Source organism: Pseudomonadota bacterium (assembly GCA_016719885.1).
Lineage (GTDB): Bacteria > Pseudomonadota > Gammaproteobacteria.
The window spans coordinates 323630-348287 of sequence record JADJYF010000001.1; the positions used below are offsets into that span (position 1 = coordinate 323630).

The 24658-nt window shown below is 65.2% G+C and carries 26 protein-coding genes; 16 read left to right on the forward strand and 10 right to left on the reverse strand.

Annotation, left to right across the window (positions count from 1 at the left end; genetic code table 11):
• The first annotated feature begins 47 nt into the window (after positions 1-47).
• Complete coding sequence (locus tag IPM80_01485; protein MBK8957116.1) at positions 48-1292, forward strand: hypothetical protein; 1245 nt, start codon at positions 48-50, stop codon at positions 1290-1292.
• Positions 1293-1304: 12 nt separating this feature from the next.
• Here IPM80_01485 and IPM80_01490 read toward each other — a convergent pair whose 3' ends face one another.
• Complete coding sequence (locus tag IPM80_01490; GenBank protein ID MBK8957117.1) at positions 1305-1940, reverse strand: hypothetical protein; 636 nt, start codon at positions 1938-1940, stop codon at positions 1305-1307.
• Positions 1941-2087: 147 nt separating this feature from the next.
• Between IPM80_01490 and IPM80_01495 the strand changes: the two genes are divergently transcribed.
• Positions 2088-2756, forward strand: a complete 669-nt coding sequence (locus IPM80_01495; protein MBK8957118.1) for an EthD family reductase — start codon at positions 2088-2090, stop codon at positions 2754-2756.
• An 82-nt stretch (positions 2757-2838) separates the two neighbouring features.
• Here the strand turns inward: IPM80_01495 and IPM80_01500 are convergent, their stop codons facing one another.
• From IPM80_01500 to IPM80_01510, 3 genes are all read right to left on the reverse strand, one after another.
• Positions 2839-3948 carry an LLM class flavin-dependent oxidoreductase gene (locus IPM80_01500; GenBank protein ID MBK8957119.1) on the reverse strand — a complete coding sequence of 370 codons (1110 nt, stop codon included), beginning with the start codon at positions 3946-3948 and terminating at the stop codon, positions 2839-2841.
• A gap of 82 nt (positions 3949-4030) precedes the next feature.
• Positions 4031-5332 carry a DUF1329 domain-containing protein gene (locus IPM80_01505; GenBank protein ID MBK8957120.1) on the reverse strand — a complete coding sequence of 434 codons (1302 nt, stop codon included), beginning with the start codon at positions 5330-5332 and terminating at the stop codon, positions 4031-4033.
• Between the two features lie 11 nt (positions 5333-5343).
• Positions 5344-5745, reverse strand: coding sequence for a VOC family protein (locus tag IPM80_01510; GenBank protein ID MBK8957121.1), 402 nt, complete (start codon positions 5743-5745; stop codon positions 5344-5346).
• Positions 5746-5984: 239 nt separating this feature from the next.
• Here IPM80_01510 and IPM80_01515 point away from each other — a divergent pair, with 239 nt between their 5' ends.
• On the forward strand, positions 5985-7244 hold the full coding sequence (locus tag IPM80_01515; GenBank protein ID MBK8957122.1) for a polyhydroxyalkanoate depolymerase: 1260 nt from the start codon (positions 5985-5987) through the stop codon (positions 7242-7244).
• Positions 7245-7352: 108 nt separating this feature from the next.
• Here the strand turns inward: IPM80_01515 and IPM80_01520 are convergent, their stop codons facing one another.
• The gene (locus IPM80_01520; protein MBK8957123.1) at positions 7353-7859 is read right to left on the reverse strand and encodes a TIGR00645 family protein; all 507 of its coding nucleotides are present in this window, start codon (positions 7857-7859) and stop codon (positions 7353-7355) included.
• A 259-nt stretch (positions 7860-8118) separates the two neighbouring features.
• On the opposite strand from IPM80_01520, the gene IPM80_01525 reads away from it, so the two are divergent.
• On the forward strand, positions 8119-8538 hold the full coding sequence (locus IPM80_01525; GenBank protein MBK8957124.1) for an SRPBCC family protein: 420 nt from the start codon (positions 8119-8121) through the stop codon (positions 8536-8538).
• A 33-nt stretch (positions 8539-8571) separates the two neighbouring features.
• On the opposite strand, the gene IPM80_01530 is transcribed toward IPM80_01525, so the two are convergent.
• Both IPM80_01530 and IPM80_01535 read right to left on the reverse strand, forming a co-directional pair.
• Entirely contained in the window at positions 8572-9594 is a 1023-nt protein-coding gene (locus tag IPM80_01530) for an LLM class flavin-dependent oxidoreductase (GenBank protein MBK8957125.1), read from the reverse strand.
• Positions 9494-10771: an acyl-CoA/acyl-ACP dehydrogenase gene (locus tag IPM80_01535; GenBank protein MBK8957126.1), complete on the reverse strand. Its 1278-nt coding sequence runs from the start codon at positions 10769-10771 to the stop codon at positions 9494-9496. The genes IPM80_01530 and IPM80_01535 overlap by 101 nt, the downstream gene beginning before the upstream one ends.
• 177 nt (positions 10772-10948) lie before the next feature.
• On the opposite strand from IPM80_01535, the gene IPM80_01540 reads away from it, so the two are divergent.
• The 10 genes from IPM80_01540 to IPM80_01585 all read left to right on the forward strand — a co-directional run bounded on the left by IPM80_01540 (position 10949) and on the right by IPM80_01585 (position 20000).
• On the forward strand, positions 10949-12115 hold the full coding sequence (locus tag IPM80_01540) for a cobalamin-independent methionine synthase II family protein (protein MBK8957127.1): 1167 nt from the start codon (positions 10949-10951) through the stop codon (positions 12113-12115).
• A 13-nt stretch (positions 12116-12128) separates the two neighbouring features.
• Complete coding sequence (locus IPM80_01545; GenBank protein ID MBK8957128.1) at positions 12129-13130, forward strand: hypothetical protein; 1002 nt, start codon at positions 12129-12131, stop codon at positions 13128-13130.
• 33 nt (positions 13131-13163) lie between these two features.
• Positions 13164-14171, forward strand: a complete 1008-nt coding sequence (locus IPM80_01550; GenBank protein MBK8957129.1) for a hypothetical protein — start codon at positions 13164-13166, stop codon at positions 14169-14171.
• A gap of 78 nt (positions 14172-14249) precedes the next feature.
• Entirely contained in the window at positions 14250-15206 is a 957-nt protein-coding gene (locus IPM80_01555) for a phosphotransferase family protein (GenBank protein ID MBK8957130.1), read from the forward strand.
• 9 nt (positions 15207-15215) lie between these two features.
• On the forward strand, positions 15216-15590 hold the full coding sequence (locus IPM80_01560; GenBank protein MBK8957131.1) for a hypothetical protein: 375 nt from the start codon (positions 15216-15218) through the stop codon (positions 15588-15590).
• A gap of 27 nt (positions 15591-15617) precedes the next feature.
• Positions 15618-16391, forward strand: a complete 774-nt coding sequence (locus tag IPM80_01565) for an enoyl-CoA hydratase/isomerase family protein (protein ID MBK8957132.1) — start codon at positions 15618-15620, stop codon at positions 16389-16391.
• A 129-nt stretch (positions 16392-16520) separates the two neighbouring features.
• Positions 16521-17699: an acyl-CoA dehydrogenase family protein gene (locus tag IPM80_01570; GenBank protein MBK8957133.1), complete on the forward strand. Its 1179-nt coding sequence runs from the start codon at positions 16521-16523 to the stop codon at positions 17697-17699.
• 5 nt (positions 17700-17704) lie between these two features.
• Positions 17705-18589 (forward strand): SDR family oxidoreductase, encoded by an 885-nt coding sequence (locus IPM80_01575; GenBank protein MBK8957134.1) that lies wholly within the window; start codon positions 17705-17707, stop codon positions 18587-18589.
• Positions 18590-18655: 66 nt separating this feature from the next.
• The gene (locus IPM80_01580) at positions 18656-19624 is read left to right on the forward strand and encodes a phosphotransferase family protein (protein ID MBK8957135.1); all 969 of its coding nucleotides are present in this window, start codon (positions 18656-18658) and stop codon (positions 19622-19624) included.
• A 10-nt stretch (positions 19625-19634) separates the two neighbouring features.
• Positions 19635-20000: a hypothetical protein gene (locus tag IPM80_01585; protein MBK8957136.1), complete on the forward strand. Its 366-nt coding sequence runs from the start codon at positions 19635-19637 to the stop codon at positions 19998-20000.
• A gap of 189 nt (positions 20001-20189) precedes the next feature.
• On the opposite strand, the gene IPM80_01590 is transcribed toward IPM80_01585, so the two are convergent.
• The 3 genes from IPM80_01590 to IPM80_01600 all read right to left on the reverse strand — a co-directional run bounded on the left by IPM80_01590 (position 20190) and on the right by IPM80_01600 (position 22438).
• Positions 20190-20510 (reverse strand): hypothetical protein, encoded by a 321-nt coding sequence (locus IPM80_01590; GenBank protein MBK8957137.1) that lies wholly within the window; start codon positions 20508-20510, stop codon positions 20190-20192.
• Between the two features lie 2 nt (positions 20511-20512).
• Positions 20513-20914 carry an RNA-binding protein gene (locus tag IPM80_01595; GenBank protein MBK8957138.1) on the reverse strand — a complete coding sequence of 134 codons (402 nt, stop codon included), beginning with the start codon at positions 20912-20914 and terminating at the stop codon, positions 20513-20515.
• A 300-nt stretch (positions 20915-21214) separates the two neighbouring features.
• Complete coding sequence (locus IPM80_01600) at positions 21215-22438, reverse strand: acyl-CoA dehydrogenase (GenBank protein ID MBK8957139.1); 1224 nt, start codon at positions 22436-22438, stop codon at positions 21215-21217.
• Between the two features lie 503 nt (positions 22439-22941).
• On the opposite strand from IPM80_01600, the gene IPM80_01605 reads away from it, so the two are divergent.
• Both IPM80_01605 and IPM80_01610 read left to right on the forward strand, forming a co-directional pair.
• Positions 22942-23691: an electron transfer flavoprotein subunit beta/FixA family protein gene (locus IPM80_01605; protein ID MBK8957140.1), complete on the forward strand. Its 750-nt coding sequence runs from the start codon at positions 22942-22944 to the stop codon at positions 23689-23691.
• A gap of 1 nt (position 23692) precedes the next feature.
• Positions 23693-24628 carry an electron transfer flavoprotein subunit alpha/FixB family protein gene (locus IPM80_01610; GenBank protein ID MBK8957141.1) on the forward strand — a complete coding sequence of 312 codons (936 nt, stop codon included), beginning with the start codon at positions 23693-23695 and terminating at the stop codon, positions 24626-24628.
• The last annotated feature ends 30 nt before the right edge of the window (positions 24629-24658 follow it).

Genomic DNA, 24658 nt, shown 5'->3' on the forward strand with positions numbered 1-24658 from the left:
TCACGGCGCCTCATGTCGAGGCCTGCTGCGATGATACTGGAAGCCAAATGAAAGTCGTCACCCCCGAAGCGGCGGTCGCCGCCATCCCCGATGCATCAACCTTGATGTTGCCCGGCGCCTGCGCCGAGCCGCGCGAGTTCTATCGCGCCTTCAGCGCCGGTGTCGATCGTTTCAAGCAATTGACGGTGGCCTCGGGGCTGTCCTTGGGGGGCTACGGATTCCTGGAGCGCGGGCTGGGCACCAATTTTCGATATCTCACCTGGCAGGCGGCGCCGCGCCTGCGTCCGCTGTTCAAGGAGAACGACCGGCGCAAGATCGCTTTCGTACCGATACGCCTGAGCGACCTCACGCGCGTGGTGCGCAAGGACGGCCCCATCCGTCCCGACGTGGTGGTGGTGCAGACTTCCTTGCCGCAGGCCGACGGCACCGTCAGCCTCGGCGTGTCGGTCGGACCGAACCCGCATCTGGTGTCGCAGGCGGCGACCGTGATCGCCGAGATGAACCCACACATGCCGGTCACCGGCGGCAACTCGCGCATTCCGCTGGAGCGCATCACCTACGGCTTCGAAGCCGACCATCCGCTCGCCCAGTACGATACCGGCGAGCCCGAGCCGCGCGACGAGAAGATCATCGAGCATGTGCTCGGCCTCGTGCCGCGCGGGGCGTGGGTGCAATTCGGCATCGGCGCGGTGCCCGACCGGGTCTTGAAGCGCCTGAACGAGATCGCGGACGTCAACCTGTATTCCGGCATGCTGACGCGCAGCCTGGTGGATTTCCTCGAGGGCGTGAAGCACCAACCGCGCGTGGTGAACGGCGAACTGGCCGGCGATCCGCGCCTGTACGACTACTGCAACGGCAACGCGGTGGTGGAAATGAACGGCCTGGATGTCACCCACAACCCGCTTGGCCTGGCGGCGCTGCCGCGCTTCGTGTCCATCAATTCATCGGTGGAGATTGATCTCATGGGCCAGAGTAATGGCGAGACCCTTGGGCCTGTCCAGATCAGCGGCGTTGGCGGCAGTCTCGATTACATCGAGGCGGCGGCCTTGTCCGAGGGCGGGGTGTCGATCATCGCGCTGCCTTCCACCACCGCCGACGATGCGCGCTCCAAGATCGTCGCGGCCCTCGCTCCCGGCAGCGTGGTAACCACGCCGCGCTATTGCATCGACTACGTGGTGACGGAGTACGGCGTCGCGCGACTGCGCGGCAAGAGTCTGTGGGAGCGGGCCGAGGCACTCATCGCCATCGCCCATCCGAAATTCCGCGATGAACTGGCCAACTCCCTGAAGTGAAGTTGGCGACGGTTACGGTGTGGGGTTGAACAAGCGCACCACTTCCAGCGGTTCGAGCAGCATGCGCATCTGTACCCGCACCACGTATTCGAGCTGGTGCGGGTTCTCGCGCACGGTGAACTTCTCGATGACCCTGCCACCCTCGGGGGCGTCGGTCTCGATCACCAGGGTGTCGTTTTCCCAGTAGGAGAGGTTGTAGCCGAAGGTGTCCTGCACCAGCTCGTCGCCCTTGGCGGAGAACACCTTGCCATTGGGATTGGGGCGGATGCTGCGCGGCAGGTTGACGTCGTAGGTGATGCGCAGACCACCGGCTTCGTCGGCGATGTCCAAGCGCTCGACCTTGACCAGCGGGTAGGCGATGCCAAGACGGCGCAGCGCCTTGGCGGGCTTGTCTTCCTTGCGCTCGCGCACCGTTTCCCAGTAGGCGAGTTGCGCCAGGTCGTAGGGCGTATTGCGCTCGCCGCCCCTTTGCATGACCGGCATCGACTCACCGCGCTTGCGCAACTTGCCCTTGATGAGTTTCTCCGGCTCGGCGCTCGATTTGCCGTCCCAGGTCCAGCCGCCAAGCATGACCGGCGCCGCGGCGGGCGCCTGCATCACGCAGCCGAGCATCACGAAACATAGGAACAGCAGCGCTCTGTTGGCCATGGGTACCGCCTGGTTGAAGTTGGCTGGCGGCGAGGGTCCAGGGATTGCGATATGCTCACGCCGCGCGCGGCATGGTGCCACGCGGCCCGCGGGGCCTCAAGCGCAGCTACACGCGCACGCCGCCCCAGGAAACAAGGATTCATGCGCATGATCAAAATCGTTTCGGTGTTGCAGCGTAAGCCCGGCATGAGTGTCGAGGACTTCCAGGCCTATTGGTTGAACAAGCATGCGCCCATCGTCAGTCGCCTGCCGGGGCTGCGTCGTTACGTGCAGTCTCACACCTTGTTGTCGGGTTATCGCAAGGCGCAGCCGGCGGCCGACGGCATCGCCGAATTATGGTTCGAGGACAGCGAGGCGCTGCGCAAGCTGAAGGACAGCACCGAGCTCGCGGCCGTGTTGGCGGACGAACCGAATTTCGTCGACATGACGCGCTTCATCCAGGTCCACACCGAGGAGCACGTGATCAAGGACGGGCCGATACCGGCCGGCGGCGTGAAGAACGTCGAGTTCGTGAAGAAGAAGGCCGGCATGCCGCTTGCCGATTTCCAGCGCCATTGGCGCGTGATCCATGGCCCCTTGGGCGCCTCGATCAAAACCGTCACGCGCTACGTGCAGAGTCATACGCGCAGCTCCGCCTACGGTCGCGGCGCCGACCCGGCCCTGGACGGCTTCGCGCTGACCTGGTTCGACAACACCGACGCCATGCGCGAATCGGCCCGCACCCGCGAATATGCCGATACGCGCGACGACGAAGACAACTTCCTGACCGTGCCGCTGGATTTCATCATCACCAAAGAGCACGTCATCGTCGCCTAGCGCTTCCGGCGCGAATGAATTCGCAGCCGGCTGTCGGACTGAAGGTTGCACGGGTGGCGCCACATCTGATATGTGCCTGCATTCAAATCATCGACGGACGCTCCCTCAGCAGGCCCGCCCAGCGCGGCATCACCTGCTCGGCGAAATCCTTGGCCATCTCGCGGATGTTCTTCAAGGGAGGCAGCAGGCTGACTTCCTTCAGGCCGTGCTGGCCGGCGATACGGATCTTCTCGGCGATTTCGCTGGGGCTGCCGACCATCGACGTGCCGTCGATCATCTCGGGCGTGACGAACTTGCGTTCGCCCGGCGCATAGAAGCTGCAGTGCCCTTCGTGGATCAGCTGGTGGCGTTTCTCCGGCGGCACCGGGAAGTTTTCAACGTGGTCGACGTACTCCTCCCAGATGCCCTTCATGTACTGCGGCACCACTTCGTCGTTCTTGGTGTAGCGCCAGATCTCGTAGACGAAATGCAACGCCACCACCACCCACGAGCCGGCGCGCTCGATGACCGCTTCATCCGTCAGCTTCTGGCCGGCCTTGAGGATCACGGCGTTGGTCAAGGTCACGGTGTGATAGTTCGACAGGTCGCGCCCGGCCTTGTCGCCGCCTTCCTTGACGTGCTTCAGGTTGTAGTCGAGCACGTCCTGCTGTTCGTTGAAAATCGACACCAGGCCGTCGCCATAGGTGCCGGCGGTGCGCAGCGCGCGCGGGCCATTGGCCGCCACGTAGATCGGAATCGGGGTTTCGATGTTGCGAAAGCCCGTGCCGTGGTTCTGCCACACGATGTCGGTGGTGCGGTCGCGGTAGGTGTAGGCCGTCTCCTTGCCTTGCAGCATGTCGCGCACCACGCGCAGGTAGTCGCGGAATTCCGCGATCGGGATCGGGTCCTGGCCCATCACGCGCATCGCGGTGTGGCCGGTGCCGATGCCGAGGAAGATGCGTCCCGGCGCGATGGCGTTGATCGACGCGATGGCGGCGGCGGTGGTCGGCGCGATGCGCGTGCCGGCAATCGCGACACCGGTGCCGATGTGGATCTTCGAGGTGTTGGCGGCGGCCAGCGCCATGGTGGCGTAGCAGTCCGACCACATCATCTGCGTGTCGGGCACCCAGGCGGCGTCGTAGCCCAGGTCTTCGAGATACTTGATGACTTGCCAGTCGGTGATGCGCGTCTGCACGTGCAGGCTGAATTTCATGGTGCGGGCTCCCCTGGTTGCGTTGGCCTGTCGACTATAGCCAGCGCCTCGGCGGAGGCCAATCCGCGCAAAGGGGGAGGGGTCAGCGGCGCCGGAAGTCGCCGCCGCCGCCGTGCCGCATGTTGCCGGCCTCGAAATCGGCGGGGCCGACGTCCGGCACGTTGAGCAGGGTCAGCAGCTGCAGCGTGGTGCAACGGTTGGCGGCAATGTCGATGGTGCTGGAGGCGGTGGGGATGGGCGCGCCGCTCGCGCGGTTGTCGGGCAGGTGCGATTCGGCATGGGCGTAGGCATTGATCACGAACTTCCACAGCTGGTCGTTGCCACGGTAGATCTTCCACAGCGCCGGCACGTAGGTCTGGGCGTCGAGGTAGAACACGCGCCGCGTGACGGCCGCCGTCGCATCGCTGGCGCGACCCTCGAGGATGATGGTCGGGCGCAGTTGCCAGCTCACCTTGGGAAAGCAGCCGGCATGGCCGTTGAAGTCGGTATGCCAGTAGTCGAAGCGGCGCGCCTTGCGCGGCGAGGGCTCGATTTGGTCGTGGCGGTAGAGCGGCAGCAGCATGTAGGTGGTGCCGAGGTAGCGCCATTGCATGGCCGGCAGGGGCCCCGAGTAGAGCAGGAAATCGGTCGGCAGGATGTCGCTGCCGAACATCGACTCCTCGTTGGAGAACGCCGCCAGGGTCTGGGTGCGGCCGAGCTGCGGAATGTAGACCCAGCCGTTCAGCGGTCGCGATTCGTCGCGATTGGCGAACACCAGCGCCTCGGTGCCGTCGTAGCTGCCGGCCTCGACCGCGCGCATGAAGAACGCGCCGTAGGCATCCTCGGGATTGCGCTCGATGTCCGGCACCGGCGCCAGCAGGTGGCGATGCATGAAGCGCATGCTGCGCCCCTCGAAGAGCATTTCGGCCTGCACCTTGGCGGCCTTCCAGTCGCGCATCTGCCACACGATCTCGGGCAGCTTGCCGCTGTCGCCGGTATAGGCGTAACGCATGTTCCAGGCGACCTTGCTGCCGGCGTCCGGGTCGTGGGGATCGGGCGCGCCGCTGAACGGCCGGCCCTGCACGAAACCGTCCAGCACGCCGGGCTGGTCGGTGAGTCGGGTCTGGTCGCGATACTTGCCGCTGGCGGTGACGAACGCGGCCGGCGGCATGAAGGACATGGGCTCACCGATCACCAGGCTCACGCTGTCACTGGCGATGAAGCGTGCGAAGTCCCGGTCGATGAACGCCGCGTGGCGGGGCAGGCTGGCGCTGTCGATGACGCTGCCCGGCCGCGGACCGATTTCATTGAGCTCGTCGATGTCGAGATCGAAATCGCCGGCCAGCGCCGGCACGCAGGCCAGCAGCGCGAAGGCGCTCCACACCAGGGACGCGAGCGCCTTCATGCCGACGACGGTCAGTCGTGAAAGAAGTTGAGTTCGATGGTCAGCCCTTCCGGGTCCTTGACGAACAGCTGGCTCAAGCGGAAATCCGGCACTTCGCGGCGCTGGAACGACACGCCCAGGCGCTCGAAGCGCGCGATGAAGTCATCGAGATCGCTGGCGCGGAACGCGATGTGGTCGACCGGCCCGGTCGGCCCCGAGATCACGTGCTCGCCGTTCTCGTAGACATAGCCGCCCTCGAAGCCGTCGTCGCCAATGTGCACCACCGGGCGGTCTTCGAGGTAGAACCAGTAACCGGGGAAGCCGAATTGCGGGCGCGGGCCGCTGGTCAGGCCCAGCACCTCGCTGTAGAAGCGCTTGGAGACTTCGAGGTCCGAGGCGTAGACGAAGTAGTGATCGAGTCGTTCTAGCGGCATGGCGGCTCCTCGTGGCTGCTGGAGATGGCGGTCGTGGCCGATATAAAGAGCGGCGACGGCCATAGCATTGGGACTCGGGCGCGCGACGTCAAGGCAAGCGCGGCGCCCCGCGCAGGCAAATGTGAATCTTCGTCCCGCTCGCCTTGGCAGTGCCCGGGGGCTGTCGTATGCTGCATCGCGATAGTCCGCGCGCCGCGTCGCGATGCTTCGCCAATCGACTCCCGCCAGGAGGGGCCTCGATGCTTTATCACCTCTACGAGTGGACCCACGCCGCGGTCAAACCCTGGCGCGCCGCGGCCAGCATGGGCCGCGTGATGCTGAACAATCCCGCCAACCCGATTTCCTACACCTACCAGGCCAAGGCCGCGTCCGCCGCGCTCGAGGTCTTCGACGGCCTGACCCGCAAGTACGCCAAGCCCGAGTTCGGCATCCGCGAGGTGTCCTGTCACGGCGGCCATATAGGCATCAGCGAGGAAATCGTCGCGCGCCTGCCGTTCTGTCACCTGCTGCATTTCAAACGCGATACCAGCCAGCTGCCGGAACGTTATCGCGAGGCGCCCAAGGTGCTGGTGGTGGCGCCGGTGTCGGGGCATTACGCCACGCTGCTGCGCGGCACGGTGCGCGCGCTGCTGGAGGACTTCGACGTCTACATCACCGACTGGATGGACGCGCGCGAAGTGCCGATGGGCGAGGGCAACTTCGACCTGCACGATTACATCGACTACGTGATGGGCTTCATGCGCCAGCTCGGGCCGGACCTGCACGTCATGGCGGTATGCCAGCCCGGCCCGGCGGTACTGTCGGCGACGGCCTTGCTGGCGGCGGCGGACGACGCCTGCCAACCGGCCACGGTCACCATCATGGGCAGTCCCATCGACACGCGTAAGAGCCCGACCCAGCCCAACCTGCTGGCCAAGAGCAAACCGCTGTCGTGGTTCAAGAAGAACGTCATCATGACGGTGCCATTTCCCAACCCCGGCGTCATGCGTCGCGTCTATCCGGGCTTCCTGCAGTTGACGGGCTTCATGACCATGAATCTCGACCGCCACCTGGATGCGCACAAGAATCTCTACCAGAACCTGGTTGCCGGCGACGGGGATTCGGTGAGTGCCCATCGCAAGTTCTACGACGAGTACCTGGCGGTGATGGACCTGTCAGCCGACTATTACCTGCAGACCATCCAGAAGGTATTCCAGGAACACCACCTGCCGGACGGGCTGCTCGAGCACCACGGTCAACGGGTGGATCTGAAGTCCATCAAGCGCACCGCACTGATGACCGTCGAAGGCGAGAACGACGACATCTCCGGCATCGGCCAGACCCAGGCCGCCCACGATCTGTGCATCAACATCCCGACCGCCAAGCGCGTTGACTACATCCAGCCCGGCGTCGGGCACTACGGCGTGTTCAATGGCTCACGCTGGCGCACCGAGATCGCGCCGCGCGTGCGGGATTTCATCTTTTCGAACAGGACGCTGGGCGTGAAACGGCCAACCTGATGGTCAGACTTAGGTGCGAATTCGCACACGACTTGCGATGCGCTACCGCAGCGCTGTTTCAATGTGCGAATAAATTCGCACCTACCGTCGCCATCGCCGGGTCCCGCCTCAATGCCCGCCGCGATGCGCCTGGAACACCATCTTGTCCAGCAGGCCCAGCAGCAACGCCGACACCACGAAAGCCATGTGGATGATGGTGTACCACAGGAGCTTGTCGTTGGGGATGGTGGCGGCCTCCATGAATTTGCCCAACAGATGAATGCTGGATATCGCGACTATCGATGCCGCGACCTTGAGCTTCAAGGTATTGGCATCGAGCTTGCCCAGCCAGTCGATATTGTGTGAGCCGTTGTCGATGTCGAGGCGCGATACGAAGTTCTCGTAACCGCTGAACATCACCATCACGATCAGGCTGCCGACCAGCGCCATGTCGATCAGGGACAGGATGGACAACACCAGCGACGCCTCCGGGATATCGATGATGTGCAGGAAGATGTGCAGGAGTTCCTGGAAGAACTTCACGCCCAGCGCCAGCAGCGCCACCGCCAGGCCGAGAAACATCGGCGCCAGCAGCCAGCGGGTGGCGAACAGGGTGCGTTCGAGGAAGATTTCCAGGGATTTCATGCTGGTGTTCCGATGCGTCGTGGCGAGGCCGGAGTATACCCGCAGGTGCGATTCCAATCGCACATTCGCCGAAATCGATGCACCGTGCGCGCCCGTGCAGACGCCGTCGAATTCACGCCAACCCGCCCGATCACGCTATCGACGCCCGCCGGCCCGGCGGCTAAGCTTTCGCACGTCCGTCTCGTCCGCGACGCTCGCTGATTCGTGCGGGCAATCAATTCGAAACAATGATTCCCAATGGAGGTTTCCGATGGCTTATAACGTAAAGGTCGAAAAGAATCTGGCCATGCCGCGCGCCAAGGTGTTTGCCGCGCTGACCGATTTCGGCGGCGTCGCCAAGATCCTGCCCGGTGCGCTGAAGTCCTGCGAACTCGTCGGCAGCGGCATCGGTTCGGTGCGCCACATCGAGCTTGCCGATGGCGGCAAGGTTTCCGAGCGTCTGGAGATGGCGCACGACAACAGCGTGTTCGCCTATTCCATCGTCGCCAACAACGCGCTGCCGGTGGAGAATTATTTCGCCTGCGTGACGCTCGCCGATGACGGCAAGGGCGGCACCAACGCGGTGTGGGCCAGCAACTGGACCGCCAAGGGCGCGCCGGAAGCGGACATCGTGCCGATGCTGGAAGGTCTGTATACCGCCCTCTTGGACGGCATCGCCAAGGCGGGCTGAGCGCCCGCCTCGACGGTCCGGAGTTCCGCGGCCTCAGACGGCGCGGAACTTCGGCATCACCTCTTTCGCGAACAGTTCCATCGACTTGGTGGCCTTGGCCGGGTCGATGCCCGGGAACTGGGTATTCATGATGAAGTCGGTGCAGCGGTACTCGCTCACGAACTTCTCCATCTTGGCCGTGACCTGCGCCGGCGTGCCGACCATGAAATGTTCGGCCAGCACCGAGTGCCGCATGTCCGACGGTTTGGTCACCGGCAACGGCGCATCGTCACCTTCCGCATCGTTGGCCTCGGCCAGGATGTCGGCGTAGAACTCCAGCATGTGCCACAGGTGGTCCTGGCATTCCTCCCAAGCCTGGTCCTCGCTTTCGGCGCAATACACCATGCGCAGCTGCGCAATGTTGAATGCCTTGGGATCGCGCCCGCTGTTGGCGAGGGTCTCCATGTACAAGGGCGCCGGATCGGGGCCCAAGGTCGCCATCAGGTGATAACCCATCTCCGCGGCGCGGGTGATGGCCTTGGGGCCGCGTGCACCGATCCAGATCGGCGGATGGGGCTGCTGTACCGGCTTCGGTGACAGGCGCGCTTCCTTGAGCTTGGTGAACTTGCCGTCGACGCTCACCGTGTCCTCGGTGAACAAGCGCTCGATGATGCGGATGCTTTCGCGCGTACGCATGCCGCGCTCGCTGCGGTTCATGCACAGCGCGTCGAATTCGTAATGCGAATAGCCTTGGCCGACGCCGAGATCGAAACGGCCGTTGGACAGGATGTCGACGTTGGCCACTTCCTCAGCCATCAACAGCGGGTGCTGGTAGGGCAGGATGATGATGAAGGTGCCGATGCGTATGGTCGCCGTGCGCATGGCGACCGCCGCGGCGGTGGTCATCAGCGAGGGGTTGTAGCCGTCGTCGGTGAAGTGGTGCTCGGTCAGCCAGATGTTGTCGTAGCCGAGTTCCTCACCGCGTTTGATCTGTTTCAAGATCTGCTCGTAGAAGTCCGGGAACGGGCGGCGCCACTTCACCGGGTTGCGGAAGTCTTCCATAAAGCCGAAGCGCATCGTGTTTCTCCCCTGGGCTGCGCGGCAGGCCCAGCACCCGTTCGCCGACGAAATTCAGGATCATTTCGCGACTGACCGGCGCGATGCGCGGGATCATCATTTCGCGGAAGTAGCGCTCGACGTGGTATTCCTTGGCATAGCCCATGCCGCCATGGGTCAGCACCGCGGTTTCGCAGGCCCGGAATCCCGCTTCGGCGGCCAGGTACTTGGCGGCATTGGCCTGCGCGCCGCATTCCTCGCCGGCGTCGTAGCGCGAGGCGGCGTCGAACACCATGAGGTTGGCGGCTTCGAGTTCCATCCAGTTGCGCGCCAGCGGGTGCTGGATGCCCTGGTTCATGCCGATGGGACGCCCGAACACTTCGCGCTGCTTGGCGTATTCGACCGCGCGGTTGAGCGCGCAGCGACCGAGCCCGACCGCTTCGGCGGCCAGCAGCACGCGCTCGGGATTCAAGCCGTGCAGGATGTAATAGAAGCCCTTGCCTTCCTCGCCGATGAGATCCTCCTTGGGCACCGGCATACCGTCGTAGAACACCGCGTTGGAATCGACCGCCGCGCGGCCCATCTTGGGGATCTCGCGCACTTCGGCGTAATCGCGGTTGAGCGTGGTGTAGAACAGCGACAGGCCGTCGGTCTTCTTCTTGACCTCGTTGCGCGCGGTGGTGCGCGCCAGCAGCAACACCTTGTTGGCGCGCTGCGCCATCGAGGTCCAGTGCTTCTGGCCGTGGATGACATAACCATCGCCCTTGCGCTCGGCGCGCACCGCAAGACTGGTGGTATCGAGACCGGCATTGGGCTCGGTGACACCGAAGCAGGCGGTTTCTTCACCGCGCAACAGCGGCGGCAGCATGCGACGCTTCTGCTCTTCGGTGCCGAACACCACCACCGGGTTGAGACCGAAGATGTTGAGGTGGATGGCCGACGCGCCGCTCATGCCGGCGCCCGATTCCGCCACGGTCTGCATCATGATGGCGGCTTCGGTGATGCCTAAACCACTGCCGCCGTATTCCTCCGGCATGGCGATGCCGAACCAGCCCGCCTCCAACACCGCCTTGGCGAACTCTTCGGGATAGCGGTGCTGCTCGTCGCAGTGGTACCAGTAGTCGGCATCGAAGCCCGCGCACAGCTTGGCGATGGCGTCGCGGATGGCCAGTTGTTCGTCGGAAAATTTGAAATCCATCGATGGGTCCTCTCGGAATGGGCCGCAGGGACGGGCGCCTCGTGGCCCGTCACTTGGCAGGGCAGTGATGGCACCATAATATCAGCCTAGACCGCTCGCGCATTCAGCCCCGGAACTCCGTCCCGACCGCGCTCTTGCGCGATACCTGCCACGTCATGCCTGGGGAGGAGAATGACCATGTTCGTCGCGACCAAAGACAAGGTGCTGCCGACCGCGATGGTGGGCTCGTTTCCGAAGCCGAGCTGGTTCAACCAGAATCTCCAGGGGCGACCGTTCAAGGTCGCGATGGGCGACTCGATGTACCGCGAACAATACCTGGACGCGGTGGCCTGCTACCTGAGCGAGCAGGAACGGGCCGGGCTCGACATCCTGGTCGACGGCGACACGCGCTTCGATCTCGAGGTCGGCGGCCGCTCTTGGTTCTTCTATACCCTCGAACGCCTGAATGGCATCAGCGGCTTTCGCGACAGTTCGCACTTTCTCGACTACGGCGACATGAAGCCCGGCCACATCCTCTACGAGGTGCAGGAGTCCTGGCACCCGCCGGCGGTCACCGACAAGATCACGCGCGGGCCGCTGCATTTCTCGGCAATCTGGAAGACCGCGCAGAAGATGAGCGACAGGCCGGTCAAGTTCGGCTCGATCTGCGCCACCTGCCTGCCCATGATGCTGTGGAACGAGTACTACGAGAACGAACGCGACATGGTGATGGACATCGCCATCGCCTTGAACGAGGAATATCGCGAGCTGGCCGACGCCGGCTGCCCGGTCATCCAGATCGAAGAACCCGTGCACCATTTCAACTGCAATGCCTTGCCGCCGTGCACGGACAAGGATCTCGAGTTCTACACCGAGGCCTTCAACCGCCAGGTCAAGGGCGTCAACACCGAGATCTGGGCGCATACCTGCTGGGGCAATCCCAACCAGCAGAGCTTCTACTGGGAGCGGCCGAGCTACGAGCGGCCCCTGCCTTACTTCCTGGCCATGGATTGCGACGTGCTGATGCTCGAAGGCGGCAGCAACCAGGCGCGCGACATCGAGCTGCTCAAACACCACAAGACCGACAAGAAGATTGGCATCGGCGTGGTCGATCACACGCGCACCACGGTCGAATCGCCGGAGCAGGTCGCGGCCACCATCCGCCACGCGCTGGAATACGTGCCGCCGGAACGGCTCATCATCACCGCCGATTGCGGCTTCGGGCGCGAAGGACTGTCGCGCCGCATTGCCCATTACAAGTGCGTGTCGCTGGTGCTGGGCACCAACATCGTCCGTCGCGAACTCGGCCTCGAAGAGGCACGGGTGAGGGTGGCGGACCCCCGTTATGCTTTCGACCAGCCCTGAAGCGGTGTTCCCGATGGCCGACTACCTCCTGACTCCCGCCGATGAATTGACCCATGCGCCTGGCGCCGAGCGGCATTTCAACGAATCGGTCTACACCAATGCCTTCGATCACGCGCGGCGTTTCGGTGGCTGGATCCGCCTCGGCAATCGCGCCAACGAAGGCTACGCGGAACTCGCGGTGTGCCTGTTCCTGCCCGACGGGCGCATGGCGCTGCAGTTTCTGCGGCCCGAGATCACGAACAATGATCGCTTCGATGCCGGCGGCATGAGCTACGAGGTGGAGCGCGCCCACGAGTGCGTGGTGATGCGTTACCAGGGCGAGGTGATGCTGGTCGCCGAGCGCGCGTGGCTGCGCAAGCCCAAGCTCATGTTCGAACGTGCTGAGCGCGTGCCCTGCGAGCTCGAATGGCGTCACACCGGCGTCTCGCCGATCTACGGCGGCGCGCCGACGCGGCCCGATCAGCAGACCATGTTCGGCCGCGACTTCTCGCTCGGGCACTTCAACCAGCACACCGCGGTGGCATCGCGGCTGCGCATCGGCGGCGTCAACTACGATTTCGACGGCTACGGCTGGCGCGATCATTCCTGGGGGCCGCGCCTGTGGCAGAACATCCTTTTCGACCGCGGCTTCTACGTGAGCTTCGGCGCCGATCGCGGCTTCACCCTGCTCAAGATCGCCAACCAGGACGGCGTGGTGCGCCGCGCCGGCGTGTTGTTCATCGACGGCAAGTACGAAACCATCACCGATCTCGATGTCTTCACCGACTGGGATGCCGACAAGGACCCCACCGCCGTCATTCTCACCGCGCGCAGCGCCAACCACAGCGCCGTCATCCACGGCCGGGTGCTGAACTGCGCGCCGCTCAGCAACCGTCGCCAGATTGGCGACGAAGTGATGAATTCCCGCATCGCCGAAGCCTTCACCGAGTTCGAATGGGACGGACGCAAGGGCTATGGCATGACCGAATACGTCGAACGATTGAACGATGGCGTGCCGGTGGCGTGGCCGCTGTAGGCGCGTCGGCACTCGAATCCAAGGATACGCACCATGCAAGCTGATGAATTTCGCCTCGTCGAAAGCGACGAGTTCAACCACACCCCGACCGCCGACAGCAATTTCAACGAGTCGGTCTACGTCAACGGTTTCGATCCCGTGCAGCGCTGCGGCGGCTGGATGCGCATCGGTAATCGCGCCAACGAAGGCTATGCCGAGGCGCAGGTGTGCCTGTACCTGCCGGACGGACGCCTGGCGGTGCAGTTCCAGCGCCCCGAGATCACTCACAACAACGCCTTCGACGCCGGCGGCCTGCGCTACACCGTGCATGAGCCCTTCCGCCACGTCAGCATGCGCTACGAGGGTGACCTGCTGGTGCTGGACGATGCGAACCTGCTGCGCGACGCGCGGCGGCTGTTCGCCGAGGCGCCGCGCACCCAGGGCGTGATTGAATTCGATCTCACCGGGGTGTCGCCCATGCATGGCGGCGAGCCGACCCGCGACGACCAGCAGACCATGTACGGCCGCGATTTTTCTTTCGGCCATTTCAATCAGCACATGCGCACGGTCGGGCGCATGGACATCGGCGGCGAGGTGGTGTCGTTCGACAGCTTTGGCTGGCGCGATCACTCCTGGGGGCCGCGCTACTGGACCAACATCCATTTCTATCGCCTGTTCATCGCCAATTTCGGCCCCGATCGCGCCCTGATGCTGCTCAAGATCACCGGTCGCGACGGCGTCACGCGGCGCTGCGGTGTGCTGCAATACGACGGTGAGTACGAGGACATCACCGACCTCGACGTCTACACCGAGTGGACCGAGCGCAAGGATCCGAAAGCCATGCGCCTCGGCGTGCGCACCGCCAGGCGCGCGGTGCAGCTGCAGGGCGAAGTCATCCAGATGGCGCCGCTCAGCAACCGCCGCAAGGTCGGCGACGAGATGCTGGCCTCGCGCATCGCCGAGGGGCTGACGATGTGGACCTGGGGCGACCGCACGGGCATAGGCGTCACCGAGTACATCGAGAACCTGAAAGACGGCCAGCCGGTCGGCTATCCGCTGTAAGTCACGGGGGCCGACATGAGCAGCAAGAGCGCGGTGAGCGACGATATGCAGGTCGTCATCGACAATTTGCGCGAGGCGGTGCGGCGTCGCTTCGGCGCGGGCAGCGACATCGCCAACATCGACCAGGCGACGGTTGGCGGCATCAACCGCACGGTGCTGTTCGATCTCGTCGAAGGCGCGGCGCGGCGTCGCCTGGTGCTGCGCCAGGAAACCTATACCACCGAGTACTCGCCGTTCCTGCCGCCGGCCAAGCAGTGGCCGCTGCTCGAGGTGTGCGTGCGCCACGGCGTGCCGGTGCCGGCACCGATCTTCGCGTTGGAGGAGGCCGACCAACTCGGGCGCGGTTACGTGGTGGCCTTCGTCGCCGGCGAGACTCTGCCGAAGAAACTCTTGCACGATGCCGCTTTCGCACCGGCACGTGCGCTCTTCACCCGCCAGGCAGCCGCGGCGCTCGCGCGGCTCCATGCCATCGATACCGCCGAGGTGGCGATGCTGAACGATGTGCCGGACAGCATCGATGCCTTGGGCGCGCAGCGCGAAGCCTACGAGATCTACGGCCAGCCGCACCCGGTGCTGGAATACGCGTTCCGCTGGCTCGAGCAGCGCCGGCCGGCGGCCACGCCCAAGGTGTTCGTGCACGGCGACTTCCGGACCGGCAACATGCTGGTGCATCCCGAGCAGGGCCTCATGGCCTTGCTCGACTGGGAATGCTCGCGGCTGTCCGCGCCCGAGGACGAACTCGGCTGGTTCTGCTCGCGCTGCTGGCGTTTCGGCGTGATGGACAAGGAGGCCGGCGGCTTCGGTACGCGCGAAGAACTGATTGCCGCCTACCAGGCGGCCGGTGGCCGCGAGATCGACCGCGAGGCATTGCACTGGTGGGAGATCTTCGCGCACCTGCGCTGGGCGCTGTACAACATCATGCAGTACTGGGGGCACGTGAACGGCCGCCGCGCGCCGGCCTTTGCGCTGTTTGGCCGCAACACCGCCTACATCGAATACGACCTGCTCATGGGCATCATGGGCCGTTACACTTGAGTCTTCATCATGGCCCACGACACCCCTGAGCTCGCCGAGATCCTGCGCACCGTGCACGAATTCATCCGCGGCGTGATGCCGCGCCTGTCGGGCATGGACCGCTACCAGGCGCTGTGTTCGCAGAACCTCATGGAGATCGCGCTGCGCGAACTCGACGAATGGCGGCCGCTGGAAACCGCCGATGACGAACGCCTGCGGCGTTTGTGCGAAGTGGGCAGCGAGGTGCCGCGCGATACGCTCGCCGCGCGCCTTGCCGCGCGTATCGCGGCCGGCGACTTCGACGGCCGCATGGACGAGCTCGAGCAGCAATTGCTGGCCCATACCGTCGCCAAGGTGCGCGTCAGCCGCCCGCAGCATCTCGCGCCCGAGCACCGCCAGGACTAAATCCACCCAACCCAGGAATCGTTCCGCATGTCTGACCACGTCATTGCATTCAGCGTCGCCGACGGCATCGCGCGCATCGTCATCGATGACGCCGCCCGCCACAACGTGGTCGGCGCGCAGTTCACCCGCGAGTTCGCCCGTGCCGCCATTGCCTGTGAAGGGCGCGACGACGTGCGCGCGGTGCTGCTGACGGCCAATGGCCGTGAGTTCTCGGTCGGCGGTGACTTGAACGAATTCCTGCGCGAGCGCGACAACCTGCGCCCGCACATCCGCGAGATGGCGACCTATTTCCACCTCGGCATCACGGTGCTGAACCGCCTGCCGGCGCCGGTGGTGTGTGCCATCAACGGCCTCGCCGCCGGCGGCGGCATGAGTCTGGCGATGATGGCCGACATGACCATCGCCACGCGCTCGGCCAAGTTCACTCTCGCCTACACGCGTTCGGGCCTGACCCCGGACGGCGGCGGCAGCTGGTTCCTGCCGCGCCTGGTCGGCGCGCAGCGCGCCTTCGACATCATGGCCACCAATCCCACGCTGACGGCGCAGCAGGCCTGTGACCTCGGCATCATCGCGCGGGTGGTGGATGACGCCGATTTCGGTGCCGAAACCGAGAAACTCCTGCGCCAGCTGGCCGATGCGCCGTCGGGCTCGGTGCAGCGGGCCAAGCGTTTGCTGCGCTCGGCGCTGTCGAATTCGCTCGAACAACACCTCGAGCTCGAGTCGCAGTCGATAGCCGAGATCGCTGCCTCGCCGACCACCCTCGCGACCCTGGAGGCGTTCTTCGCCGCGCGCAAGAAATAGACCGGGGTTTCGCCATGCCGCGGCGGCGCGTGGTGACGCCGCGCGCCGAATTACGAATAATTGCCAGCCAGTTCATCCACCGTCGCGGCGCGCGCCGCGTCGGCGTTCCACTCACGGAGATTTCCAGCCATGACCACCACCAGCAACCCCTTCGACCTCAATCCCGATCAGCGCAGCATGATGGACGAGGCCGACAAGTTCGCGAAGAACGAGCTCTACCCGCTCGCGGCGCGCATGGACAACGAAGAATGGTGGCCTGACCACGTGTTCCCGCAGATCGGCGACGCCGGTTACTTCGGCCTCACGGTGCCCGAGGAATACGGCGGCCAGGGCCTGGACTTCTTCACCAGCGGCCTGGTGTGCCAGGCCTTCGGGCGCTGGAACTACGCGCTGGCCTTGTCGTGGATTGCCCACGAGAACCTGTGCCTGAACAACATCTACCGCAATGCCAACGAGGATCAGCGTCGTCGCTACGTGCCGGGCCTGTGCTCGGGCAAGAAGATCGGCGCACTGGGCCTGACCGAACCCGGCGCCGGGTCGGACGCGCTGGGCTCGATGGCCACCACCGCGCGCAAGGTCGGCGACAAGTACATCTTGAACGGCCGCAAGATCTACATCACCAACGGCCCCATTGCCGACGTGCTGCTGGTGTACGCCAAGACCGCGCCGGAGAAGGGCGCGCACGGCATCTCGGCCTTCATCGTCGAGAAGGACTTCAAGGGCTTCAGCGTCGCGCAGAAACTCATCAAGATGGGCTTCCGCGGCAGCCAGACCGGTGAGCTGGTATTCGACGACTGCGAAGTGCCGGCCGAGAACCTGGTGGGCAAGGAGAACAACGGCGTTTCCATCGTCATGAGCGGTCTCGATCTCGAGCGCGCGGTGATTTCGCCGATCTGCGTCGGCATGGCCGAGCGCGCCTTGGAACTCACCATCCAGTACGCCAAGGACAGAAAGCAGTTCGGCAAGCCGATTGCCGAGTTCCAGATGATCCAGTCCAAGATTGCCGACATGTACGTGTGGGTGGAGGCCATGAAGGCGCTCAACTTCAAGGTGCTGGCCGAGGCCAACGATCTCGAAGTGGGCGGTGGCGGCCGCGGCATGATCCACGCCCAGACCGCGGCTTCGATCATGTACACCGCCAACATGCTGAACCGCGTGCTCGACGAAGCGGTGCAGGTGCACGGCGGTTTCGGCTACATGTGGGAATCGGAGGTCAACCGCCTGTATCGCGGCAACAAGCTGCTCGAGATCGGCGCCGGCACCACCGAGGTGCGCAAGATGATCATCAGCCGTGAACTGCTGAAGTAAGCGCGATGCACGAGCCGGTTTCCATTCCGCGCGGCAACGAGGATCTCGCCACCTGGCCGACGGTCTACGCCGCCGGCATACTCGCCGGCCACACCGTGCTGGTGTCGGGCGCCGGCAGCGGCATGGGCCGCGCCACCGCCTGGCTGGCGGCGCGGCTCGGCGCGCGCGTGATCGTCGCCGGCCGCACCGAGGCCAAGCTCGCGACGGTGGTCGACGCCATCCGCGCCGCCGGTTTCGAGGCGCACTCGCAGGTCGTCGACATCCGCGTGCGCGAGTCGGTCGATGACGCCTTCGCCGCCATCAAGGCGCGCTTCGGCGTTGTCGACGTGCTGGTCAACAGCGCCGGCGGGCAGTTCCCGCAGGCCTCCATCGACTACAGCGAAAAAGGCTGGCAGGCGGTGGTCAACACCAATCTCAACGGCACCTGGCACATGATGCACGTTGCCGCCCAACACTGGCGCGAGTCGGGCAAGGGCGGCGCGGTGGTCAACATCGTGGTGGTGAACCAGGGGCTCTACGGCGTCGCCCACACCTCGGCGGCGCGCGCCGGCGTCATCGCGTTTTCCAACAAGGCGGCGGTGGAGTGGGCGCCCTACGGCATCCGCGTCAACTGCATCGCGCCGGGCGCCATCGAGACCGAAGGCTGGGCGGTGTATTCCGAAACCACGCGGGCGCGCTACCCGAAGACCAATCCCATGATGCGCGCCGGCTCGCCGTGGGAAATCGCCGAGGCCTGCATCTTCCTCGGCGGCCCGGCCGGTCGCTTCATCAATGGCGTGACCCTGGAAGTCGACGGCGGCGGTCAGCACTGGGGCGAGATCTGGACGACCGGCAAGCCCGAGTATTTTTCCGCGGCGACGCGGCTGTGGGATGACGCGCCGGAGGGCTGAGCCGTGAGTGACAAGCAAGCCAAGCCGGTCTCGGGCGAAGCGCTGCGCGCCAGCGTCACCGACGGCCTGCGCCAGGCGGTCAAGCGCCGCTTCGGCGCGGCGGCCGACATCGAGGCGGTCGAATTCACCTCCCTCGGCGGCTCCAATCGCACCGTGCTGTTCGATCTCGTCGAGGGCGCGGCGCGGCGCCGCCTGGTGTTTCGCCAGGAGACCGTCGTTCCCGAGACCTCGCCGTTCCTCGATCCTTCGCGCCAGTTTCGCGTGCTGGAACTCTTGTACCCTGAAGGCCTGCCGGTGCCTGAACCGATATTCCAGTTCGATGCCGATGACAGCCTCGCACGTGCCTACGTGGTGGCCTTCGTGGACGGCGAGAGCCTGCCCCGACGCCTGCTCGACTCGCCACAATTCGAGCGCGCGCGTGCGCGCTTCTGCGCCCAGGCCGGGGAATTCCTCGGTCGCCTCCATGCGCTGGACCCGGCGCCCGCAGCCTTTTTGGAGGATGTGCCGGACAGCATCGATCCGATAGCCGCAACCATGACGCGCATCGAACGGTGGGGCATGTCGTTACCGGTGTTGGAGCTCGCAGTGCGCTGGCTGCAACGAAATCGCCCGCCGACCGCGCCACGACGCTTGCTGCACGGTGACTTCCGTACCGGCAACATGCTGATGGACGAGGAGGGCATACGTGCGGTGCTGGACTATGAATGCGCGCACATCGGCGCACCGATGGAGGATCTCGGCTGGCTGTGCCTGCGCTCGTTTCGTTTCGGGCTGGTCGACAAGCCGGTAGGCGGCTTTGGGCCGCGCGAGCCGTTCTACGCCGCCTATGCCGCGGCCAGCGGTCGTACGGTGGATGCCGATGAAGTGCGCTGGTGGGAGATCTTCGGCTTCATTCGCTGGGCCCATTACAACGTCATGCAGGTGTGGGGCCACCAGAGTGGCGAGCGACGTTCGACCGCCTTCGCCGCCTGCGGACGCAACATCGCATTGATTGAATACGAGCTCCTGATGACGCTCAAGGGGCACTACACGTGAGGGCATTGCCATGAGCCACCAGGATCCACCGAGCCTGGACGACCTCTTGGTCACGGTGCGCGAGTTCGTCAGCGAGATTGCGCCGCAGCTCGCCGGCCGTGACCGCTACCACGCGCTGTGCGCGGCGTTCCTGTTGGACATCGTGCGGCGCGAAGTGGCCCAAGGCGCCGACGACAGCGACGAGCGCGCGATGCTGGCGCGCTACCTGGGTCCCGACGCGGCAGGCGCGGATGGCCTGACGGCGCTGGCCCATGCCATCCGCAGCGGCGCACTCGATGAGCGCTTCGACGAATTGCTCGACGACTTGACGGGTCACGTGGTGCGGCAGGTGCGGGTCACCCGGCCCGATGCGCTCGATCCGATGCATCGAGGGTAGTCAGACTGAAGTCTGACCCACAGGGAAACGGCCCGTCGGTAGGCGAAGAGTCTGTGTGCAAGAGTGAAGACTGGGACCCCAGGGAAACGGTTGAGCACGTGGCAACGAATCTTTGTGGGTCAGACTTCAGTCTGACAAGTGAGGGCGCGCTTGAGCAGGTGCGAATTCGTTCGCGCACCACACGTCACCTCAATTCACCGCCGCGCCCATCGCCTGGTTCAAGCTCGCCAGGGCCGTGACGAACGCGGCATGGGCCGCCGGTTGCTCGACGGCGAGCGTTTTCACCACCGTCGCGAAGGTCTTCACGCAGTCATTGTGTTCGGCGAGGAGCTGTTGCAAACGGGCGGCTTCGGCCAGCGTGCGCTGACCGCCGTCTTTCACTTTCTTGTCGAGTTCGGCGAGAAAGCCGAAGTGGGCGTCCTTGCTCGCCAGCATGGCGCAGTAGGCGCGCCATGCCGGCTCGGCCGCATCGGGCAGGTTGACGACGAGTGGCGAGCTGTCGCCTGGCACGCTCAGCCGAACAGCTTCTTGACGAAGCCGAACACGCCGCCACCGCCGGCCGGCGGCGCCGCGGCCGGCGCCTTGTCGGCGCGCGGCGCGTCGCGCTGCGGGCGCGGACGCCGCTCTCCGCGATCGCTGTCGCCGCCACGTTCGCTGCGCTCGGCTTTCTGATCGCGCGGTTGCGATTCGTCGACACGCAGCTCGCGGCCCTGGAAGTCGCTGCCGTTCAAGGCCGCGATGGCGCGGCGGCCGGCTTCGTCATCCGACATCTCCACGAACCCGTAACCACGCGAGCGCTTGGTGCGGCGGTCGAAGATCACTTCGGCCGACGTCACCGTGCCGTAGGGTTCGAAAGCTTCGCGCAACTCCTCGCTCTTGACGCTGTAAGGAAGATTTCCCACGTAGATATTCATGTATGACCCTTGTCGTTATAGACCGCCTTTATTGCGTGCATTGGCGGCTGTTTCCCCCTGTGTCACCGGTCCATCGCGAGGCGCTGTGCTGTCAGCGCTCACCGTCGTGACGCTCTCCTGTCGCTGCCAGGGCGAATGAACATCGAAGGAAGCTGGCGGTTCGTGCGGGTCCATGTACCCCTCGGCATGCGGCTTTTCACACGCTGGTGAAAAACCGGTTCGCACGCGCCTAAGCCCCCGGCAGGACTGGCGAATTCAAACACAACGCACTGTCCCGCGCAAACAGCGCGAGGGCGCGCTTCAGGCGCTGAATGCCTGTATGCCGGTCTGTGCGCGGCCGAGGATCAGGGCATGCACATCATGGGTGCCTTCGTAGGTGTTGACCGCCTCGAGATTGAGCATGTGACGGATCACGTGGTACTCGTCCGAGACGCCGTTGCCGCCGTGCATGTCGCGCGCCATGCGGGCGATGTCGAGCGCCTTGCCGCAGTTGTTGCGCTTGATGAGGGAAATCGCTTCCGGCGCGCCGGTGCCGGCGTCGATCATGCGGCCGACGGCGAGCGCGGCCTGGTAGCCGAGCGCTATCTCGGTCTGCATGTCGGCGAGCTTTTTCTGGATGAGCTGGTTGGCGGCCAGCGGGCGTCCGAACTGGTTGCGGTCGAGGGTGTACTGGCGCGCCGCGTGCCAGCAGAACTCGGCGGCGCCCATCGCGCCCCAGGCGATGCCGTAGCGGGCGCGGTTCAGGCAGCCGAACGGGCCGCGCAGGCCTTTGACGTTGGGCAGCAGGTTGGCGTCCGGCACGAACACCTCGTCCATGACGATTTCGCCGGTGATGGAGGCACGCAGCGAGAACTTGCCTTCGATCTTGGGCGCTGACAGGCCGGGCATGCCGGCTTCGAGGATGAAGCCGCGGATGACGCCGTCATCAGCGGTCTTGGCCCACACCACGAACACGTCGGCGATGGGCGCGTTGGAGATCCACATCTTGTTGCCGGTCAGCTTGTAACCGCCGGGCACCTTGTGCGCGCGGCTCTTCATGCCGCCGGGGTCGGAGCCGTGATCGGGCTCGGTCAGGCCGAAGCAGCCGACGAACTCGCCGCGCGCGAGCTTGGGCAGGTATTTCATGCGCTGCGCTTCGTCGCCGTAGGCGTAGATGGGATGCATGACCAGGCTCGACTGTACGCTCATGGCCGAGCGGTAGCCGGAGTCGACGCGCTCCACTTCGCGCGCGATGAGGCCGTAGCAGACATAGGAGAGGCCCGCGCCGCCGTACTGCTCGGGCAGGGTCGAGCCCAGGAATCCGTGCTCGCCGAACTCGCTCATGATCGCTCGATCGAAATGCTCGTGGCGATGAGCGTCGCGCACCCGTGGCATGAGGTTGGCCTGGCAGAAGGCATGGGCCGCCTCACTGGTGAGGCGCTCCTCGTCGCTCAAGGCGGCGCCGAGGTGCAGGGGGTCCTGCCAGTCGAAGGGCGCTTCGGCGCTGGCGCGATGGTCATTGTGGGCGTCGGATGAAAGGCTCATGGGTGTTTCCTTGACTTGACCGGCATGCGGGCGGGCGCGGAACTATAGCATCGGGTTGCGCCGCCGCTCCGTGCCGCAGCGGGCGCCGCGCGGCGCCTGGCCCCGCGCTGGAGCGTCCTGAAACACTCACGCGAGCTTTTGTGATCACCCCCATGGGCTGGTAACATTCCGGCCGATCACGTTTTCGAACCCGTACCGCGCGGTCAGACGCTGGGCGACGCCAAGGTCGCGGTCGTCGACGCCACTGGCACACCGAAGTCACCGGCTTGCGCACGAGGCCCACGTCCCGAACACCGGCGGCGGGCTTCACGCTTTCCCGAAAGCGTGATCGATGAGGGCTGTCGCGCGTGATCACGCCGAAAGCCAGCAACGTACAAAGCCTGCCAGGATGGTCTCGCCCAACGAGGGCGCCGCCAGCGTGGCAGGCCCGGCTGCACTTGATTGCCGCCGCCCGGACCCGCGCTCACAAGGCGCGGGTATCCCCGACAGAGCAGGAGGAACGCATGAAAATCCTTGTGGCCGTCAAACGCGCCATCGATTACAACGTCAAGGCCCGCCCGAAATCCGACGGTTCGGCCGTCGACCTGGCCAACGTCAAGATGTCGATGAATCCCTTCGACGAAATCGCCGTCGAAGAAGCCATTCGTATCCAGGAAGCCGGCGGCGCCACCGAGACCATCGCGGTGTCGGTCGGTCCCAAGCAGTGCCAGGAAACCCTGCGTACCGCCATGGCCATGGGCGTCGATCGCGGCATCCTGGTCGAAACCGAAATCGAGACCCAGCCGCTGGCCGTCGCCAAGCTGCTGGCCGCCGTCATCAAGCAGGAGAGCCCGGGCCTCGTGATCCTCGGCAAGCAGGCCATCGATGACGATTCCAACCAGACCGGCCAGATGCTGGCCGCGCTGCTCGGCTGGTCGCAGGGCACGTTTGCCGCCAAGGTCACCATCGAAGGCGAGCGCCTGAAGGTGGCGCGCGAAATCGACGGTGGCATCCAGACCGTGTCGCTCAAGATGCCGGCGGTGGTGACCGCGGATCTGCGCTTGAACGAGCCGCGCTACGTGAAACTGCCGAACATCATGAAGGCCAAGAAGAAGCCGCTCGACACGCTGACGCCGGAAGGTCTCGGCATCGACATCACGCCGCGCCTGACGGTGGTCAAGGTCGCCGAGCCGCCGGCGCGCAAAGGTGGCGTCAAGGTGGCCGACGTCGAAGCCCTGATCGACAAGCTGCGCAACGAAGCGAAGGTGATTTGAGATGAGCATCCTGGTCTTAGCCGAACACAACAACGTCACGCTGGTGCCGGCGACGCTGAACGCGGTCGCGGCCGGCCTCGCCATCGGCGCCGAAGTCGATGTGCTGGTGGCGGGCGAGGGTTGCCGCGCGGTGGCCGACGCCGCCGCCGCGATCGCCGGCGTGCGCAAGGTGCTGCTGGTCGAAGCCGCGCACTATGCCCACGCCTTGCCCGAGAACCTCGCGCCGCTCATGGTCGCGGCGGCCGGCCCTTACGAGCACCTGCTCGCGGCCGCCACCACCACCGGCAAGAACGTCATGCCGCGCGTCGCAGCCCTGCTCGACGTCGCGCAGATTTCCGAAATCACCTCGGTGGTGTCCGGCGACACCTTCGTGCGTCCGATCTATGCCGGCAACGTCATGGCGACGGTCAAGTCGAGCGACGCCAAGAAAGTCATCACCGTGCGCCTGACCGCCTACGATCCGGCGCCGGCCACGGGCGGCAGCGCCGCCGTCGAAGGCATGGCGGCCGCGCCGGATGCCGGCCTCTCGCAGTGGGTGGCCGAAGAGCTGACCAAGAGCGACCGTCCCGAACTCACCGCCGCCGACATCATCGTGTCCGGTGGCCGCGGTGTCGGCAGCTCCGAGAACTTCGCCATCATCGAGGCCCTCGCCGACAAGCTCGGCGCGGCGGTCGGCGCTTCGCGCGCGGCGGTCGACGCCGGCTACGTGCCGAACGACTACCAGGTCGGCCAGACCGGCAAGGTCGTGGCGCCGACCTTGTACATCGCGGTCGGCATTTCCGGCGCCATCCAGCACCTGGCCGGCATGAAGGACAGCAAGGTCATCGTGTGCATCAACAAGGACGAGGAAGCGCCGATCTTCGGCGTCGCCGATTACGGCTTGGTCGGCGACCTGTTCAAGGAAGTGCCGGCCATGACCGCGGCGCTCGACAAGTAAGCGACGTCCGTCGCCATGAGTAGGCCGCCC

Excerpts from the sequence above, each read along its gene's own strand:
- IPM80_01560 (MBK8957131.1), top strand. The coding sequence starts at position 15,216 with ATGGCCCACGACACCCCTGAGCTCGCCGAGATCCTGCGCACCGTGCAC.
- IPM80_01565 (MBK8957132.1), top strand. The coding sequence starts at position 15,618 with ATGTCTGACCACGTCATTGCATTCAGCGTCGCCGACGGCATCGCGCGC.
- IPM80_01550 (MBK8957129.1), top strand. The coding sequence starts at position 13,164 with ATGCAAGCTGATGAATTTCGCCTCGTCGAAAGCGACGAGTTCAACCAC.
- IPM80_01530 (MBK8957125.1), bottom strand. The coding sequence starts at position 9,594 with ATGCGCTTCGGCTTTATGGAAGACTTCCGCAACCCGGTGAAGTGGCGC.
- IPM80_01605 (MBK8957140.1), top strand. The coding sequence starts at position 22,942 with ATGAAAATCCTTGTGGCCGTCAAACGCGCCATCGATTACAACGTCAAG.
- IPM80_01525 (MBK8957124.1), top strand. The coding sequence starts at position 8,119 with ATGGCTTATAACGTAAAGGTCGAAAAGAATCTGGCCATGCCGCGCGCC.
- IPM80_01545 (MBK8957128.1), top strand. The coding sequence starts at position 12,129 with ATGGCCGACTACCTCCTGACTCCCGCCGATGAATTGACCCATGCGCCT.
- IPM80_01540 (MBK8957127.1), top strand. The coding sequence starts at position 10,949 with ATGTTCGTCGCGACCAAAGACAAGGTGCTGCCGACCGCGATGGTGGGC.
- IPM80_01585 (MBK8957136.1), top strand. The coding sequence starts at position 19,635 with ATGAGCCACCAGGATCCACCGAGCCTGGACGACCTCTTGGTCACGGTG.
- IPM80_01510 (MBK8957121.1), bottom strand. The coding sequence starts at position 5,745 with ATGCCGCTAGAACGACTCGATCACTACTTCGTCTACGCCTCGGACCTC.
- IPM80_01500 (MBK8957119.1), bottom strand. The coding sequence starts at position 3,948 with ATGAAATTCAGCCTGCACGTGCAGACGCGCATCACCGACTGGCAAGTC.
- IPM80_01515 (MBK8957122.1), top strand. The coding sequence starts at position 5,985 with ATGCTTTATCACCTCTACGAGTGGACCCACGCCGCGGTCAAACCCTGG.
- IPM80_01485 (MBK8957116.1), top strand. The coding sequence starts at position 48 with ATGAAAGTCGTCACCCCCGAAGCGGCGGTCGCCGCCATCCCCGATGCA.
- IPM80_01600 (MBK8957139.1), bottom strand. The coding sequence starts at position 22,438 with ATGAGCCTTTCATCCGACGCCCACAATGACCATCGCGCCAGCGCCGAA.
- IPM80_01495 (MBK8957118.1), top strand. The coding sequence starts at position 2,088 with ATGATCAAAATCGTTTCGGTGTTGCAGCGTAAGCCCGGCATGAGTGTC.
- IPM80_01575 (MBK8957134.1), top strand. The coding sequence starts at position 17,705 with ATGCACGAGCCGGTTTCCATTCCGCGCGGCAACGAGGATCTCGCCACC.
- IPM80_01535 (MBK8957126.1), bottom strand. The coding sequence starts at position 10,771 with ATGGATTTCAAATTTTCCGACGAACAACTGGCCATCCGCGACGCCATC.
- IPM80_01490 (MBK8957117.1), bottom strand. The coding sequence starts at position 1,940 with ATGGCCAACAGAGCGCTGCTGTTCCTATGTTTCGTGATGCTCGGCTGC.
- IPM80_01505 (MBK8957120.1), bottom strand. The coding sequence starts at position 5,332 with ATGAAGGCGCTCGCGTCCCTGGTGTGGAGCGCCTTCGCGCTGCTGGCC.
- IPM80_01570 (MBK8957133.1), top strand. The coding sequence starts at position 16,521 with ATGACCACCACCAGCAACCCCTTCGACCTCAATCCCGATCAGCGCAGC.
- IPM80_01610 (MBK8957141.1), top strand. The coding sequence starts at position 23,693 with ATGAGCATCCTGGTCTTAGCCGAACACAACAACGTCACGCTGGTGCCG.
- IPM80_01595 (MBK8957138.1), bottom strand. The coding sequence starts at position 20,914 with ATGAATATCTACGTGGGAAATCTTCCTTACAGCGTCAAGAGCGAGGAG.